Below are 14,972 nucleotides of genomic sequence, written 5' to 3' on the forward strand. Positions count from 1 at the left end.
CACCGTGCCGGGTCGTCCGGGATGCCGCGCTCGCCAGCGCCCCGGTACGCGCGTTCATTGCGCTCGCGCCAGTCGGGCGGGCCGCCACGCTCGCCATGCCGTCCGGGATATCGTCGTTGCATCGTGTCTCTCCTTGATCGCCTGCGCCGTGCACGGATCCATGCCGCATCGCGGCGCGCGTCGGTCGGGTGAATGCAAATCGCGTGCCGGCGCCGTTGCCGGGCCGCGACGGTTGCGCGTCGCAGCGTGGGGAAACCGTCAGGCGCCCCAATCTGCAACGCGATTGCAGTTTTTGCGTGCCGGGCGTCACGGCGCGCCGCCGGGCTCGTCCGGGTCGTCCGATTCGTCCGTCCGGCCGGGCTCGCTCAGCCGCTCGGTGCGGTCCGGCTCGATGTCGGCGCCTTCCTCCAGCGTCGAATCGCCGTCCGCCGACGCACGCTCGCCGGTGCCCGCGCGGTCCGTATCGCTGTCGAGTGCCGCGTCGCCGCGTTCGAGCGCGTGGTCGTCCAGCGGCGAATCGACGTCGAACGGATGGCGCCGCGCGCCCGCCGTGTCGCTGCCGCTGTCGGACGAGTCGCTCGGGCCGAGCGCCCGGCCGTCGCGGCCGCGGCTGGCGTTCTCGTCGTCCGGGCCGGCCGGTTCGTTGTCGGGATTCAGGGTGCTGTTCATGTCGGCCTCCTTGCGTGGCTTGCCGCCGGGCGGCCGGCCGGATGGCCGCCGCACGGCAGGCGGACGATCCGGTCGTGCAATCGGCATGCCGCGCCGGCCGCCGACGGTCGCGCCGGCGCCCATGTCGGCGGACGGCACGGCCGATGCGCACCCATTGATCAGCCGAATCGAGTTCCTTTATTCTTTCGGACGTGCCAATTCGATCCGCGCGGCCGCCGTCTGTCCGGCGGCGGTCCGGCGACCTGCGGCCGCCCGTATTTCCGACCTGCCGCTCCGATGAAGAAAGACGACGCCGATTTCCCCCCGCATCCGCCGCCCGGCCCGCCCGACGCGCGCGACCTGCAGCACCGCTTCGCCGAATTCCGGTTCCAGACCGTCGTGGAGTCGATCACCGACTACGCGGTGTTCATGCTGGACCCGTACGGCAACGTCGCGACGTGGAATGCCGGCGCGGAGCGCATCAAGGGCTACCACGCCGCCGAGATCGTCGGTCACCATTTCTCGCTGTTCTATCCGATCGACGCGATCACGGCCGGCCGGCCGTCTCAAGGGCTCGCGTTGGCCGCGGCGCACGGCCACTTCCAGGACGAAGGCTGGCGCGTGCGCAAGGACGGCACGCAGTTCTGGGCAAGCGTGACGATCACGCCGGTGCGCGACGCGATGCAGGAGCTGTGCGGCTTCATCAAGATCACGCGCGACATGACCGAGCGCAAGCGGCTCGAGGAGCTGGAGGCGTCGACGCAGCGGCTCAGCGTATTCATCGCGATGCTCGCGCACGAGCTGCGCAACCATCTGGCGCCGCTGCGCAATTCGGTCGGCGTGCTGCAGAGCCTGCCCGATCCGGCGCCCGTGCTCGCGCAGTGTCGCGACGCCGTGAACCGCCAGGTCGGGCAACTGACGCGGCTCGTCGACGATCTGCTCGACGTCGGGCGCATCACGGCCGGCAAGGTCGAGCTCGACGCTCGCCCGGTCAGCGTGCGCGACGTCGTGTGCCGCGGCGTCGAGAGCATCCAGCCGAAGCTGGCCGCCCGCGGGCAATGGATCCGCGTCGACCTGCCGACCGACTCCGTGGTGCTGCACGGCGACGACGCACGGCTCGTGCAGGTGCTGCACAACCTGCTCGACAACGCATCGAAATTCTCGCCGCACGGCGGCCGAATCGACGTTGGCGCGCGAATCGAAGGGCCATTGGTGGCGATCAGCGTCGTCGATCACGGCGTCGGCATCGCACCCGGCGCGCTCGAAACGATCTTCGACCTGTTCGAACAGGAAGGTGCGACGGGCCGCTCCCCGTCCGGCGGTTTCGGGCTCGGGCTCGCGATCTGCCGGTCGTTCGTCGAACTGCACGGCGGGCGGATCGTCGCGGAAAGCGGCGGGCCCGGCCACGGTGCGACGTTCACGGTATGGCTGCCGATCGCGCAAATGGCGCGCAACGAGCACACCGCACCGCCCGCGCCTGCCGCGCCCGGGCAGCCGGCCGTCGAGCCGCTGCGCATCGTCGTCGTCGACGACAACCGCGACTCGGCCGATACGCTCGCGGTGCTGCTGCAACTGAAAGGGCACGCGCCGCGCGTCGCGTACGACGCGAACGAAGCGCTCGCGCTCGCCCGCGACTACGCACCGCAGTTGATGATCCTCGACCTGACGATGCCGGACGTCGACGGCTTCACGCTGTTGCAGGAACTGCGCGCGATCGATGCGCTGCGCGACACGACCTGCGTCGCGCTGTCCGGCCACGCGCGTGCGTCCGACCTCGAACGCACCGCGCAGGCGGGCTTCGACGATCATCTCGTGAAGCCCGTCGAGATGGCCGTGCTCGACGCGCTACTGCAGCGCGTCGCACGCCAGGTTCAAGGGACGCCGTAGGGCTCACGCCATCGCGCGGCACATCGCCGCGCACGCCTCGCACGTGAGCGCGCAGCGGCGGCAATGCTCGTGCGCATGCCGCGAACACTCGGCCGCACACAGGTCGCATGCGTGCGCGCACAGCGCGCAAATGCGCGGCGCGAGCCCGCTGCGGCGTGCCATCGCGCCCGACGCGAAGCGGCACAGCTGCGCGCATTCGATGTCGAGCGCGATGCAGGTCGCCAGCGCGTGCACGTCGCGCTCCGCGAGGCAGGCGGCCGCACAGGTATCACATGCGTGCGCGCAGGCGTCGCACGCGGCCATGCAGTTGTCGTATTGATCGGTCATCGCAGTGCTCCCGGTTTCGGTTCGTGTCGTCGTCATGGCGCAAGCTTCACCTTCATCCAGCCCGGCTCGCGCACGTCGAACGCGCGATACGCATCGATCGCGTTGGTCAGCGGCTCGGTGCGCGTGAGCACCGACAGCGGGTCGAATGCGCCGCTACGCACGAGCTCGACGAGCGGCGGCGTCACCGTCCGGTGATTGCAGTTGCCCATCTTGATCGTCAGGTTGCGGTTCATCGCCTCGCCGATCGGAAACACGCGCGCGGCCGGCGGGTACACGCCGATCACCGAGATCGTGCCGGCCTTCGCGACCGCGCGCACCGCCCATTGCAGCACCTGCGACGGCCCGTCGCCCGGCACCCAGTTGCGGCCGTCCGGCTTGCGGTGCGGCACGATCGCGTCGACTTCGGCATCGAACGCGCGCGCGGCGTCGCGATCGGCCGCGGCCGGCCCGTGCGTCGCGCGCATCGCGTCGACGCCCACCGCGTCGATCACGCGATCGACGCCGATCCCGCCGGTGAGCCGCAGCACCGTATCGACCGGATCGTCCTCGGAAAAATCGACGATCTCGGCGCCCTGCGCGCACGCCATCTCGAGCCGCGACGCGATGCGGTCGATCGCGATCACGCGCCCGGCGCCCATCAGCTTCGCGCTCGCGATCGCGAACTGCCCGACCGGCCCCGCGCCGAACACGGCAACCGTATCGCCCGGCTTCACTTCCGCGAGCTGCGCGCCGAAATAGCCGGTCGGGAAAATGTCCGACATCAGGATCGCGCGATCGTCGTCAATCTCGTCGGGTAGCCGAATCAGGCTCGCATGCGCAAGCGGCGTGCGCGCGTATTCGGCCTGCAGCCCGTCGACCGGGCCCGTTTCGGCCGGCCCGCCGAAGAACGACGTGCCCGCACGCGGCCCGCCAGGATTCGCGACGTCGCATTGCGCGGTATAGCCCGCGCGGCAGTAGGCGCAACTGCCGCATGCGATCGTCGACGGAATCAGCACGCGATCACCGCGCCGCAGGTTACGCACGTCGCGCCCGACCGCCTCGACGATGCCGACGCCTTCGTGGCCGAGAATCGTGCCCGGCTTCATGCCGCCGAGCGTGCCGCGCACCATGTGCAGATCGGTGCCGCAGATCGCGCTGGCGGTAAGACGCACGACCGCGTCGGTCGTCGCGGAGACTTCCGGATCGGGCACCGTGTCGATGCGAATATCGCCGATGCCGTGAAATACGACTGCTTTCATGTCAGGCCCTCCTTGTCGAAAGCGGAAACGGTGAAGGTCACCGTCGAGCCGATCGAGCAAGGCATGCGCCTGTGGAGCGCGCGCGGCGCGCCGTTGGAGAGCAGGCGGGAAGCGCTTCGCTTTCGGGAAGGGCCGGCGCGTCAGTCCGTCGCCGGACCGCGCTCGCCGCTGCCGTCGCGCGCGTTCGAGATCGCTTCGACGAGCTTCAGTTCGTCGTCGATCGACAGCGTCGTGTCGGCCACTTCGCCGCCCAGCGGCGCGAGCGCCGCGCTCAGCGCATAGATGTCGAGCTGCGTCGCGGCCAGCCCGAGCGACACGGTGCCGGGGCGCGCCTTGCGCGCGACGCGGTCGGTCAGCGCATCGTCCACCGGCCGCTCGCGCCACGCGTCGAGCGACGATTCGACGTGCGCGACCACGCTGTCGAGCAGCGAACCGGACGACACGCGGCCCGGATCGACTGCATGCGTGCGCAACTGTCCGTCGGTCGAGCACTCGACGATCACGACACCCGCGAGCGCGACGACGTGCCGGTCGCGCAGCGTGCCGAGTTCGGCCAGCGCGCGACGCGCCGCGTCGAGATCGGGATAGGACAAGACGATCAGCGTGTTCATTCAGCGACTCCATGCAGTCGAACGGGCGCGCTCAATGCGGCAGCCCGAACGCGGCTTTCAGGCTCGCGACGATCATCTGCATCGCGATCGCCGCGAGAATCATCCCCATCAGGCGCTGCGTGACGGCCGTCACGCGCGGCGACAGGTAGTGGCCGATCAACGGCGCCGACAGCAGCGACACGGCCAGCAATACGAGAAACGCGGCCAGCCCGAGCGCGAACGCGAGTTCCTGCCCGGTCGCGACGGCACCGTGCCCGAGCACGATCATCGTCGCGATCGTGCCGGGGCCGACCAGCAACGGGATCGTCAGCGGATAGATCGCGACGCTGTCGGCCGCCGCCGGATCGGCGCCTTCGTCGGCGCCCGGCGCATGCTGGCGGCTCGGCGCACCATGCAGCATCGACAACGCGATCAACAGCACCAGCAACCCGCCCGCGAGGCGGAAATCGTCGATCGTCAAGCCGAACACGTGCAGGATCGCGCCGCCCGCGACCGCCGACACGATGCAGCCGACCGTCACGCCGATCGCGGCCGTCAGCGCGACCTTGCGGCGCACGCCGTCCGCCGCGCCTTCGGTCAGCGACAGGAACACCGGAATGTTCGCGATCGGGTTCATGATCGCGAACAGCGCCGCGAACACCTTGATGGAAAAGGTCAGGTCGAAGGCCACAGGGTCGCTCCCGTCTCGCGCGGCACGTGACACGCACCCGCCGGTTCGTTTTCGATGCGCGGCGCACGCCATGCTGATACGATCCACGCACCACGTTCATTCACGACGGAGGGCCCCGTTCGATGCAAGCCACCGACACTTTCATGGGTCACGAGATTCGCGTCGACGCGACGCGCAACGCGAACGGCGCGTGGGTCGCGCAGGTGCGGATCTTCCGCGACGGCGCGCCGGTCGACCTGCCCGCGCCCGAACTCGTCACGCCGGAATGGCTGACGTGCGACGAGGCGCTGCGCGGCGGCATCGACCAGGGGCGCGTGATCATCCGAACGCGCGACCGCTAACCGCGCGCGGTTCGGCCGCACGCCATCGGCCGGCATCGCGCGATGCCCGTCACGCATCGAAATCGAGGTCGCCGATCAGGATCTCGCGATCGCGCTGCGTCCGGCTGCTGAAATCGACCGGCAGCTCCATCTGCCAGCGCTCGATCGTGACCGGCAGCGCCGCGAGATAGCGATCGAAGCGGCTGTGGTCGGGCTCGGCCAGCAGACCTGCGATCGCATCGTCGCGCCACGCGAGCCGCGCGTTCAACCGGTGCGGCAAGCCGACCGTCGACGTGAGGCCGATCACGTCGACGCAGGTCGGGCTGCCCTGCCCGTCGTGCGGCACGACGTCGACCTGCACTTCGCCGGGCTGATAGAGGTCGCGCAAGCGCGTCGCGATGCGCGGCGCAAACTCGGTTTCGAAACGGGCACGGACGTCAGGGTTCATTTCGCCTCCATTCAAGGTTCGGTGGGTGTCGTCATGCTGCTTTCATGCGGAAGCCCTCTGCCGCTCGAGCGCCGCTTCGGCCTTCAGGTTGTCGAGATCGCGGGCTATCGTCACGACCGCGAGCCGCGTGTTGCCGCGCCAGTACGCGATCGAGCAGTCGTGCGCGCCAAGGTCGCCGTCGATCTCGACGCGATCCCATTGCTCCGCATGCCCGACATAGCGGAGCGTCAGGTCGTAATGCTGACTCCACAAAAACGGCACCGCGTCGAACGGCCGCTGCTGGCCGAGCAGGTTGCGCGCCGCGACGATGCCCTGCCGCTCGGCGACGACCCAGTGCTCGACGCGAATCCGCTCGCCCGTCAGCGGATCGGGCCAGCGCGCGATATCGCCGGCCGCGTAGATGCCGGGCGCACTCGTCTGCAGGAAGCGGTCGACCGTCACGCCGCGTTCGACCGCGAGCCCGGCGTCCTGGGCGAGTTCGACGTTCGGATGCACGCCGATCCCCACCAGCACGACGTCGGCCGGCAGCACGTCGCCATTCGACAGCGTCACGCTGTCCGGCCCGATCCGCGCGGGCGTCGTGCCGAGATGGAACACCACGCCGTGCGCTTCGTGCAGCGCCTTGATCGTGTCGCCGAGCGCATCGCCGAGCACGCGGCTCATCGGATGCGGATCGGGCGCGACGACGTGCACGTCGAGCCCGCGCGTGCGCAACGCGGCAGCCGCTTCGAGGCCGATGAAGCTCGCGCCGACCACCACGCAGCGGCGCGCGGTTTTCAGCTTCGCGATCAGTGCATCGCAATCGGCGCGCGAGCGCAGCGTACGGACGTGCGGCAGATCGGCGCCGGGCACGTTCAGGCGGTTCGGCTCGGCGCCGGTCGCGAGCAGCAGCGCGCCGTATTCGATACGGCTGCCGTCGGCGAGCTCGACCGACCGCTGCGCGGGATCGATGCGCGTGACCCGCGTATTGCAGCGCACGTCGATCCGCTGCTCGGCATAGAACGACGGCGCGCGCAGCGGCAGCCAGTCGGCTTCCGCCGTGCCCGCGAGGTAATCCTTCGACAGATTCGGCCGGTCGTACGGCGGATCGGCATCGGCGCTCAGCAGCGTGATCGCGTGCGGATAGCCTTCCTGCCGCAGCGTCACCGCGGCCGCGATCGCGGCGGCGCCGCCGCCGACGATCACGACCGACGCAGGCAGCCCGGTGTCCTTCAGCGCAGGCGGCACGGCGGCCGGCCGCGCATCGACTACGACCGCGCGGCCGTCGCGCCGCTCGACGCGCCAGCACGGCAGCCCGTCGAGCGCCGGCGCGCGCTCCATCTCGCCGGTGCGCAGGCAGAACGCCGCGTGATGCCACGGACAGCGAATCGTGTCGCCGACCAGCAGGCCCTGGGCCAGCGGCCCGCCGTAGTGCGGGCATTGCGCGCCCACCGCGAACAGTTCGTCGGCACGGCGCACGAGCAGCACCGCCGCGTCGCCGACATGGCCCTCGATCATCGCGCCGTCGGCGAGATCGTCGAGCGCGATCCCTTGCGTGAGATCGGGGCGTGAGGACGCATCGCTTCCAGTCATGACGTGGCTCCCGAAAAGTCAGGTAACGATCCCATTATCGACATCCCTCCTGAAAAGAACAGGTACAGACGCCCCGCAGCGCACGCAAACGCGGACTGTAGCTTGTACGCGATCCGCGACCGGCGTAGAACGTGATCAACGTTGCGGCGCAACACGGCGGCCGCCTGCGACGGGCACGGCGCGAGCCGCGCAAGCCGCGTGCCGCCTTCACCTGTCAAAGGAGCACTACCCGATGGCTACCGTCCTGTGCGTGCTCTACCCCGATCCCGTCGACGGCTATCCGCCGCGCTACGTGCGCGACACGATCCCGGTCGTCACGCACTACGCGGACGGTCAAACCGCGCCGACGCCGGCCGGCCCGCCCGGCTTCCGGCCCGGCGAACTCGTCGGCTCGGTGTCCGGCGCGCTCGGCTTGCGCGGTTATATGGAAGCGCACGGCCATACGCTGATCGTCACGAGCGACAAGGACGGCCCCGATTCCGAATTCGAGCGCCGGCTGCCCGAAGCGGACGTGGTGATTTCGCAGCCGTTCTGGCCCGCGTACCTGAGCGCCGAACGCATCGCCCGCGCGCCGAAGCTCAAGCTCGCGCTGACGGCCGGCATCGGCTCCGATCACGTCGATCTGGACGCCGCCGCACGCGCGCACATCACGGTTGCCGAAGTCACCGGCTCGAACAGCATCAGCGTCGCCGAGCACGTGGTGATGACGACGCTCGCGCTGGTGCGCAACTATCTGCCGTCGCATGCGGTCGCGCAGCAGGGCGGCTGGAACATCGCCGACTGCGTGTCGCGCAGCTACGACGTCGAAGGGATGCATTTCGGCACGGTCGGCGCGGGGCGCATCGGCCTCGCCGTGCTGCGCCGGCTGCAGCCGTTCGGCCTGCAACTGCACTACACGCAGCGCCACCGGCTCGATGCATCGATCGAGCAGGCGCTCGCGCTCACGTATCACGCCGATGTGGCGTCGCTCGCGAGCGCCGTCGATATCGTCAACCTGCAGATTCCGCTGTACCCGTCGACCGAGCACCTGTTCGACGCGGCGATGATCGCGCGGATGAAGCGCGGCGCGTACCTGATCAACACCGCCCGCGCGAAGCTGGTCGACCGCGACGCGGTCGTGAATGCCGTCACGTCCGGCCATCTCGCCGGCTATGGCGGCGACGTATGGTTTCCGCAGCCGGCGCCGGCCGATCACCCGTGGCGCACGATGCCGTTCAACGGGATGACACCGCACATCTCCGGCACGTCGTTGCCCGCGCAGGCGCGCTATGCGGCCGGCACGCTGGAGATTCTGCAATGCTGGTTCGACGGCAGGCCGATCCGCAACGAATACCTGATCGTCGATGGCGGCACGCTCGCGGGCACCGGCGCGCAGTCGTACCGGCTGACATGACGTCGTGCCGCGCGCCGCGGCGCGGCGCGGTCAGTCGATGCAGGATGCGGCGAGCTTGCCGACGGTGACGACCGCGCGCTCGATCTCCGGCGACCATGGGCTGCTGTAGTTCAGGCGGATGAAGTTCCGGTAAGTGTCCGCGATCGAAAACATGTAGCCGGGCCCGATCGTGATCCCCTGCTCCAGCGCGAGCTGGTACAGCCGCATCGCATCGACCTGCGCGGGCAGCTCGACCCACAGCACGTACCCGCCCGCCGGACTCGAAATGCGCGTGCCTTCCGGAAAGAACCGCGACACCATCGCGCGCATCAGGTTCGCCTGCTGCGCATACGCCTTGCGAACCCGCCGCAGGTGATGTTCGTAGCCGTCGCGTTCCAGAAACTCCGCGATCGCGAGCTGCGGCAACGACGGTGTCGCCAGCGTATTCAGGAACTTCAGCTTCTCGACCTGCTCGCGGTAGCGGCCCGGCAGCGCCCAGCCGATCCGGTACGCGGCCGTCAGGCTCTTCGAGAACGACGAACAATGCAGCACGATGTCATGGCGATCGAACGACTTCAGCGTGCTCGGATGCATGTTGCCGAAATACAGTTCGTTGTACACGCCGTTCTCGATGATCGGCAGGTCGGCTTTCGTTGCGAACTCAACCAGTTCGCGCTTGCGCTCGTCCGGCATCTGGAAACCCAGCGGGTTCTGGAAGTTCGGCATCACCATGCACGCGGCGATCGGCTGCGACTTCGCGATCGCGGCCAGCGCCGCGATGTCGATTCCGTATTCCGGGTGTGTGGCCACCTCGATCGCCTTCATCCCCATCCGCTCGATCGCGTGCAGCATCGCGTAGAACGTCGGCGACTCCACCGCGATCGTGTCGCCCGGCTTCGCCACCGCCTGCAGGCACAGGTTGATCGCCTCCGTCGCACCGACCGTCACGATGATCTCGTTCGGGTCCACCGACATCCCGTTTTCCAGGTAGCGGCGCGCGATCTGCCGGATCAGCCGCGGATGGCCCGGCGGCAGCCCGTCGGTCACGCCCCACAGCGACTTGTCGCGACCCGCCGCGTATGCGTAGCGGTTCAGCTTCTCGAACGGAAACAGGCTCGGGTCCGGATATGGCGAGCCGAGCGGCACCGCGTCGTCCGTGCCGATCGAGCGCAGCGTCGACAGCACGAGCCGGCTCACGTCCACCGACGACGAGATCGCGATCGGCTTCGACGGCCGCAGCTCGCGCACCGGCGCATGGCCGTCGTCGCGCCGCAGATTCACGAAATAGCCCGACTGCGGCCGGCTTTCGAGCAACCCGCGGCTTTCCAGCAGCAGATACGCGTGCAGCACCGTCGTGATGCTGATCCGGTGCTGCTGGCTCGCCTGCCGCACCGACGGCACACGGTCGCCGTGTCGATATACGCCTTGCCGAATGAGTCGCTCTACGTCGTTCGCAAATTTCTCGTAGAGCTTCATCCGCCTCGCCCCGCCAGCGATGAACCGGCGTGCGCCGCATGGGCGGCACCGCCGCGCCGACGCACGAAGCCGGATAGCCGTCGCCGGGGGCGGGTGTCCCGGCTGGAACCTCGTCCGTTATCGAAATTGAAGGCGGATAGCAATGCGAATCTCATCAAGACAAGGTTCGGCATCCTACTGCGTCATTTCGGCGAATGTAAGTGACAGTTTGGCGAGGAAACGTCAAATCCGGCCGGCGTGGTGAACAGATGCGAACGCCACGGCGCGGCCGCGCGCACTCGCACGGCAGCCGTTCGTCCGGCGCACGTCATGATGTATTGCGGCGGCAGAGGAAGCGGCGGCGAAGCGGAGCCCGGCCATGCGCGGGCCCGCTCGCACTCAAGCGTCGTCGACGTTGTCCGCGTAGTGGTCGATCGCCACCTTGCATTCGTCGAACACCACCGTCAGCAGCGCGACGTCGTTCGACTCGAGCCACTTGCGGATCTGCAGGAACTGGCCGGTGCCGAGATCGGCGAGGCGGCCCGGATCGTCGGTCGTCACGTCGACGATCGCGATCGCGCGGTTGCCGGGCAGCGGCGACAGCGTCGCCGCGATGTCGAAGCGGCGATACGATTGATCGATGCGCATGCGGTTCTCCCGAATCGGTTCGAAAAGAGCGGGCTCAGTCGAGCGTCTGGCGAAAGACCTTGCCGCCGAATCCCGTCACGACGTTGTCGACCGAGAACGGCGTGTCCTCCTTCGCCTCGAGAATGACCGCGACGCTGCCCGGCACGAGCCGCGCCGCGACCGTCTCGACGAACGTGCCGTCGAGCAGCGCATTGCCGGCCGCTTGCGCGAGAATGCCGGCGCCCGCGCCGGCCGCCATGCCGGTCACCATGCCGATCGGCCCGGCGAGCAGGCCGAGCAAGCCGCCCGCGATCGCCCCGATCACGCCGCCCTTGAACGGCCGCGATTCGGCGTCGAGCACCGCGAGCTTGCCGTTCGCTTCCTTCTCGACGACGACGCCGTTCTCGATGTGGAATCCTTCGTTCTTCTCCGACAGCGCCTCGAAATCGTTCGCGGCCTGGCGGGCCGTCTCGACGCTGCCGAACACGGCGACGATCAATTGCCTGGTCATGCGACACCTCGCTCGATGGAATGATGGGGAAACCGCCGCACCGCGCACGGCGCGCCGGGGTTCGCTTCGAATGCCGCCCGGGCCGCGTTACTTGCGGACATGCACGTCGTCCTCGACATCGTCGACGTCCGCCGGAAAGCGATGCTGGCCGAAGCTCAGGATCAGCACGCCGACCGCGAGCAGCACGATCCCGAAGGTCGTCATCAGCATCCGCTCGGGGCTGTCCGTCGCGCCGCGCAGGATCAGGTCGCGCGCGAGCGACGTCATCGCGATGAACAGCGGAAACCGCACCGGCAACCGGCCGAGCCGCAGGTAGCGCAGGTCCATCGCGAGCACTTCCAGATACAGGAACATCAGCAGCAGGTCGGTCAGCGACACTTCGCCCGCGAGCACGACCTTCCACGCTTCCTGCGCCATCGCGAACGCGGTCGCCAGCCCGATCACGACCAGCCCGGCGAGCTCGGCCGCGTGAAGGAAATGGCCGAAGCGGCGACGGATGCGCTCGGCGGTCGTATCGGTGGATGCAGTGGACGTATTCAACGCGTTAACCGGTGTAGTGTCGTGGGCGCGGCGATCGATGCTCCGTCGCTGCAGCGAGTGGTTTCGGGCAACGGCAAGCCCGCGACGGGCGAACGGGAAACCGTTGTGCACGCACCGGCTCCGCTCGCGCCGGTCGCCTGCGCGACCGCGGACAGCGTGCGCCGGCAACACGCGTAAAACGCGACGCCGGCCTCGGTGCATGCGACCGCGTCGCCCGATCGGTCCAGCAACAACCGGCAGCCGAGATAGCGTTCGAGCCCATCGAGCCGCGCGCCGACCTGTGCAACGTCGAGCTTCAGATCGGACGCCGCGCCGGACAGCCCGCCATGCTCGACGATTGCACCGAAAATACGCATCGCTTCCAAAAGGTTCATCATGATGACCGTCGTCGGGCGGAGCGGAACCTAATCTACTGCACGCGACACACCCGCTCAAGAGCACAGCGCCGCGGCCGCCAGGAGTACAGCTGCGCGCGCGCCGCACAAAACCCGGCCCGGTTTGATCCATTCGAATGACAGATCGTCGATACGTGTTCCAAAGACCCGCCGAAGCTGCTAGATTGCATGCTCGACGACGTTACGCGGTGCGGCCAGCCTTACGCGCCGGGCGAACGCGCGGCCACCCCGCCTGCCTCCCCTTCGCGCCCCGGGGGCCGGCCGCCGCCGCTGCGGCCCGTTGCGCGATGCCCGCGCAACGTCCTTCATCCGCATGTCACCAAGCACAGAGAACAGTCGCATGACACAGTTCAACCGTTCGCCTTCGCGCGCCGCGGCTACCGCGGCCCGTCCGTCCCGACATGACTGACCGGCAGGCCGCGATGCAGACCACTCCTCCCCCGCTCTCCCAGGCCGTTCACAGCACGATCACGCGCAGCGCGATCTTTCTCGTGGCGACGATCAATCCCGGCGCCGATCACGCCGACACGATCCGTTCGTGGTGCGGCGACATCGCCGCGCTGGTGCGCTCGGTCGGCAAGCGCGTACCGGGCGGCAACCTCACCTGCGTGTGCGGCTTCGGCTCCGACGCATGGGATGCGCTGTTCGGCGAGCCGCGCCCCGCATCGCTGCATCCGTTCCGCGAATTCGGCGCCGGCCAGCGCGTCGCGGTCGCGACGCCCGGCGACATCCTGCTGCACATCCGCGCGGAAGCGATGGATCTGTGCTTCGAACTGGCGACGCAATTGCTCAATGCGCTCGGCGACGCGGTCACGGTCGTCGACGAGGTGCACGGCTTCCGCAATTTCGACCAGCGCGCGATGATCGGCTTCGTCGACGGCACCGAGAACCCGGAAGGCCGCGAGGCGGTCGACTTCACGGTGATCGGCGACGAGGACGCCGAATTCGCGGGCGGCAGCTACGTGCTCGTGCAGAAGTACCTGCACGACATGGCCGGCTGGAACGCGCTCGCGGTCGAAACGCAGGAGCGCATCATCGGCCGCACCAAATTGGCCGACATCGAGCTCGCGCCGGACGTGAAGCCGTCGTGCTCGCACAGCTCGCTGACCACGCTCGACGAGGGCGGCCAGGAAGTGAAGATCCTGCGCGACAACATGCCGTTCGGGCGCCCGGGCGCCGGCGAATTCGGCACTTATTTCATCGGCTATGCGCGCTCGCCGGCGCCGATCGAGCAGATGCTCGAGAACATGTTCGTCGGCCGCCCGCCGGGCAACTACGACCGCCTGCTCGACTACAGCCGCGCGGTCACCGGCTCGCTGTTCTTCGTGCCGTCGGCCGACCTGCTCGAAGCGCTCGCCGACCGCCCGGCGCCGCCCGCCGAAGCCACCCAACCGGAATCCACGCCGTCCGCGCCTGCCGCACCGCATCGCGACGGCTCGCTGAACATCGGCTCGCTGAAAGGAACCCCGACCTATGAATAATCTGCATCGCGAACTCGCGCCGATCTCGTCGGCCGCCTGGGAACAAATCGAGGAGGAAGTGGCGCGCACCTTCAAGCGCTCGGTGGCCGGCCGCCGCGTCGTCGACGTCGACGGCCCCGCCGGCCCCGAGCTGTCGGCCGTCGGCACCGGGCACCTGCTCGACGTGGCCGCGCCGCGCGAGCTCGTGAACGCGCGGCTGCGCGAAGCGCGCACGATCGTCGAGCTGACGGTGCCGTTCGAGCTGAGCCGCGACGCGATCGACAGCGTCGAGCGGGGCGCGCGCGACGCCGACTGGCAGCCGGCGAAGGAAGCCGCGCAGCGGCTCGCGTTCGCCGAAGACGGCGCGATCTTCGACGGCTACCGGGCGGCCGGCATCGTCGGCATCCGCGAAGGCACGTCGAACCGCCGGCTCACGCTGCCGGCCGACGTCGGCGCCTATCCGGACGCGATCAGCGACGCGCTGGAAGCGCTGCGCCTGGCCGGCGTCGACGGCCCGTACTCGGTCGTGCTCGGTTCGGACGCATACACCGCGCTCAGCGAAGCGCGCGACCAGGGCTATCCGGTCCTCGGCCATATCAAACGCATCGTCAGCGGCGAGATCATCTGGGCGCCGGCGATCAGCGGCGGCTGCGTGCTGTCCACGCGCGGCGGCGATTACGAGCTGCACCTCGGGGAAGACGTGTCGATCGGCTACACGAGCCACACCGACAAGGGCGTCCGCCTGTACCTGCGCGAAACGTTCACGTTCCTGATGCTGACGAGCGAGGCATCGGTGGCCGTGGCGCCGCAGGGCAACGCGGCCGCCTGAGCGCGGTTGCCGGCGCGCGCTGCCCGCCCGGCCGTCGCGCGCGACGGCCGCGCCGCCGGCTG

Annotated in this window: 17 protein-coding genes; 5 read left to right on the top strand and 12 right to left on the bottom strand. The window is 69.1% G+C overall.

Annotated features, from left to right (window positions below; all coding sequences use genetic code 11):
* Positions 1–306: 306 nt before the first annotated feature.
* Complete coding sequence (locus JMF86_RS33205; RefSeq protein WP_077179513.1) at positions 307–669, bottom strand: chemotaxis protein; 363 nt, start codon at positions 667–669, stop codon at positions 307–309.
* 276 nt (positions 670–945) lie between these two features.
* Here JMF86_RS33205 and JMF86_RS33210 point away from each other — a divergent pair, with 276 nt between their 5' ends.
* A complete protein-coding gene (locus JMF86_RS33210; RefSeq protein ID WP_077179497.1) occupies positions 946–2,535 on the top strand; it encodes an ATP-binding protein in 1,590 nt (529 codons plus the stop codon).
* A gap of 3 nt (positions 2,536–2,538) precedes the next feature.
* Here JMF86_RS33210 and JMF86_RS33215 read toward each other — a convergent pair whose 3' ends face one another.
* The 4 genes from JMF86_RS33215 to JMF86_RS33230 all read right to left on the bottom strand — a co-directional run bounded on the left by JMF86_RS33215 (position 2,539) and on the right by JMF86_RS33230 (position 5,381).
* The gene (locus tag JMF86_RS33215; RefSeq protein WP_012336581.1) at positions 2,539–2,862 is read right to left on the bottom strand and encodes a four-helix bundle copper-binding protein; all 324 of its coding nucleotides are present in this window, start codon (positions 2,860–2,862) and stop codon (positions 2,539–2,541) included.
* A gap of 32 nt (positions 2,863–2,894) precedes the next feature.
* Positions 2,895–4,100 (bottom strand): zinc-dependent alcohol dehydrogenase, encoded by a 1,206-nt coding sequence (locus JMF86_RS33220; protein WP_077179498.1) that lies wholly within the window; start codon positions 4,098–4,100, stop codon positions 2,895–2,897.
* A 140-nt stretch (positions 4,101–4,240) separates the two neighbouring features.
* Complete coding sequence (locus JMF86_RS33225; RefSeq protein ID WP_012336579.1) at positions 4,241–4,711, bottom strand: membrane protein; 471 nt, start codon at positions 4,709–4,711, stop codon at positions 4,241–4,243.
* 31 nt (positions 4,712–4,742) lie between these two features.
* A complete protein-coding gene (locus tag JMF86_RS33230; protein ID WP_077179499.1) occupies positions 4,743–5,381 on the bottom strand; it encodes a MarC family protein in 639 nt (212 codons plus the stop codon).
* 122 nt (positions 5,382–5,503) lie between these two features.
* Here JMF86_RS33230 and JMF86_RS33235 point away from each other — a divergent pair, with 122 nt between their 5' ends.
* On the top strand, positions 5,504–5,722 hold the full coding sequence (locus JMF86_RS33235; protein ID WP_006481288.1) for a DUF6566 family protein: 219 nt from the start codon (positions 5,504–5,506) through the stop codon (positions 5,720–5,722).
* 49 nt (positions 5,723–5,771) lie between these two features.
* On the opposite strand, the gene JMF86_RS33240 is transcribed toward JMF86_RS33235, so the two are convergent.
* On the bottom strand, positions 5,772–6,149 hold the full coding sequence (locus tag JMF86_RS33240; RefSeq protein WP_077179500.1) for a DUF5594 family protein: 378 nt from the start codon (positions 6,147–6,149) through the stop codon (positions 5,772–5,774).
* Between the two features lie 42 nt (positions 6,150–6,191).
* Positions 6,192–7,721, bottom strand: a complete 1,530-nt coding sequence (locus tag JMF86_RS33245) for an FAD-dependent oxidoreductase (protein ID WP_201317331.1) — start codon at positions 7,719–7,721, stop codon at positions 6,192–6,194.
* 232 nt (positions 7,722–7,953) lie between these two features.
* Here JMF86_RS33245 and JMF86_RS33250 point away from each other — a divergent pair, with 232 nt between their 5' ends.
* A complete protein-coding gene (locus JMF86_RS33250; protein ID WP_201317332.1) occupies positions 7,954–9,114 on the top strand; it encodes an NAD-dependent formate dehydrogenase in 1,161 nt (386 codons plus the stop codon).
* 30 nt (positions 9,115–9,144) lie between these two features.
* Here JMF86_RS33250 and JMF86_RS33255 read toward each other — a convergent pair whose 3' ends face one another.
* The 5 genes from JMF86_RS33255 to JMF86_RS33275 all read right to left on the bottom strand — a co-directional run bounded on the left by JMF86_RS33255 (position 9,145) and on the right by JMF86_RS33275 (position 12,600).
* A complete protein-coding gene (locus JMF86_RS33255) occupies positions 9,145–10,569 on the bottom strand; it encodes a PLP-dependent aminotransferase family protein (protein ID WP_077179503.1) in 1,425 nt (474 codons plus the stop codon).
* A 378-nt stretch (positions 10,570–10,947) separates the two neighbouring features.
* The gene (locus tag JMF86_RS33260; protein ID WP_012336573.1) at positions 10,948–11,196 is read right to left on the bottom strand and encodes a hypothetical protein; all 249 of its coding nucleotides are present in this window, start codon (positions 11,194–11,196) and stop codon (positions 10,948–10,950) included.
* 34 nt (positions 11,197–11,230) lie between these two features.
* On the bottom strand, positions 11,231–11,686 hold the full coding sequence (locus tag JMF86_RS33265; RefSeq protein ID WP_077179504.1) for a DUF1269 domain-containing protein: 456 nt from the start codon (positions 11,684–11,686) through the stop codon (positions 11,231–11,233).
* A gap of 87 nt (positions 11,687–11,773) precedes the next feature.
* Positions 11,774–12,226 carry a phosphate-starvation-inducible protein PsiE gene (locus JMF86_RS33270; RefSeq protein ID WP_027813452.1) on the bottom strand — a complete coding sequence of 151 codons (453 nt, stop codon included), beginning with the start codon at positions 12,224–12,226 and terminating at the stop codon, positions 11,774–11,776.
* On the bottom strand, positions 12,223–12,600 hold the full coding sequence (locus JMF86_RS33275) for a LysR family transcriptional regulator (protein ID WP_077179514.1): 378 nt from the start codon (positions 12,598–12,600) through the stop codon (positions 12,223–12,225). The genes JMF86_RS33270 and JMF86_RS33275 overlap by 4 nt, the downstream gene beginning before the upstream one ends.
* A gap of 422 nt (positions 12,601–13,022) precedes the next feature.
* On the opposite strand from JMF86_RS33275, the gene JMF86_RS33280 reads away from it, so the two are divergent.
* Together JMF86_RS33280 and JMF86_RS33285 are read left to right on the top strand one after the other, a co-directional pair.
* Complete coding sequence (locus tag JMF86_RS33280) at positions 13,023–14,102, top strand: Dyp-type peroxidase (RefSeq protein WP_027807746.1); 1,080 nt, start codon at positions 13,023–13,025, stop codon at positions 14,100–14,102.
* Entirely contained in the window at positions 14,095–14,910 is an 816-nt protein-coding gene (locus JMF86_RS33285; protein WP_012337541.1) for a family 1 encapsulin nanocompartment shell protein, read from the top strand. Before JMF86_RS33280 ends, JMF86_RS33285 begins: the two co-directional genes overlap by 8 nt.
* Positions 14,911–14,972 lie beyond the last annotated feature (62 nt).

The organism is Burkholderia sp. E168m15 (genome assembly GCF_016586105.1).
GTDB lineage: Bacteria > Pseudomonadota > Gammaproteobacteria > Burkholderiales > Burkholderiaceae > Burkholderia > Burkholderia orbicola.

Excerpts from the sequence above, each read along its gene's own strand:
- JMF86_RS33205 (WP_077179513.1), bottom strand. The coding sequence starts at position 669 with ATGAACAGCACCCTGAATCCCGACAACGAACCGGCCGGCCCGGACGAC.
- JMF86_RS33210 (WP_077179497.1), top strand. The coding sequence starts at position 946 with ATGAAGAAAGACGACGCCGATTTCCCCCCGCATCCGCCGCCCGGCCCG.
- JMF86_RS33215 (WP_012336581.1), bottom strand. The coding sequence starts at position 2,862 with ATGACCGATCAATACGACAACTGCATGGCCGCGTGCGACGCCTGCGCG.
- JMF86_RS33220 (WP_077179498.1), bottom strand. The coding sequence starts at position 4,100 with ATGAAAGCAGTCGTATTTCACGGCATCGGCGATATTCGCATCGACACG.
- JMF86_RS33225 (WP_012336579.1), bottom strand. The coding sequence starts at position 4,711 with ATGAACACGCTGATCGTCTTGTCCTATCCCGATCTCGACGCGGCGCGT.
- JMF86_RS33235 (WP_006481288.1), top strand. The coding sequence starts at position 5,504 with ATGCAAGCCACCGACACTTTCATGGGTCACGAGATTCGCGTCGACGCG.
- JMF86_RS33240 (WP_077179500.1), bottom strand. The coding sequence starts at position 6,149 with ATGAACCCTGACGTCCGTGCCCGTTTCGAAACCGAGTTTGCGCCGCGC.
- JMF86_RS33245 (WP_201317331.1), bottom strand. The coding sequence starts at position 7,721 with ATGACTGGAAGCGATGCGTCCTCACGCCCCGATCTCACGCAAGGGATC.
- JMF86_RS33250 (WP_201317332.1), top strand. The coding sequence starts at position 7,954 with ATGGCTACCGTCCTGTGCGTGCTCTACCCCGATCCCGTCGACGGCTAT.
- JMF86_RS33255 (WP_077179503.1), bottom strand. The coding sequence starts at position 10,569 with ATGAAGCTCTACGAGAAATTTGCGAACGACGTAGAGCGACTCATTCGG.
- JMF86_RS33260 (WP_012336573.1), bottom strand. The coding sequence starts at position 11,196 with ATGCGCATCGATCAATCGTATCGCCGCTTCGACATCGCGGCGACGCTG.
- JMF86_RS33265 (WP_077179504.1), bottom strand. The coding sequence starts at position 11,686 with ATGACCAGGCAATTGATCGTCGCCGTGTTCGGCAGCGTCGAGACGGCC.
- JMF86_RS33275 (WP_077179514.1), bottom strand. The coding sequence starts at position 12,600 with ATGAACCTTTTGGAAGCGATGCGTATTTTCGGTGCAATCGTCGAGCAT.
- JMF86_RS33280 (WP_027807746.1), top strand. The coding sequence starts at position 13,023 with ATGACTGACCGGCAGGCCGCGATGCAGACCACTCCTCCCCCGCTCTCC.
- JMF86_RS33285 (WP_012337541.1), top strand. The coding sequence starts at position 14,095 with ATGAATAATCTGCATCGCGAACTCGCGCCGATCTCGTCGGCCGCCTGG.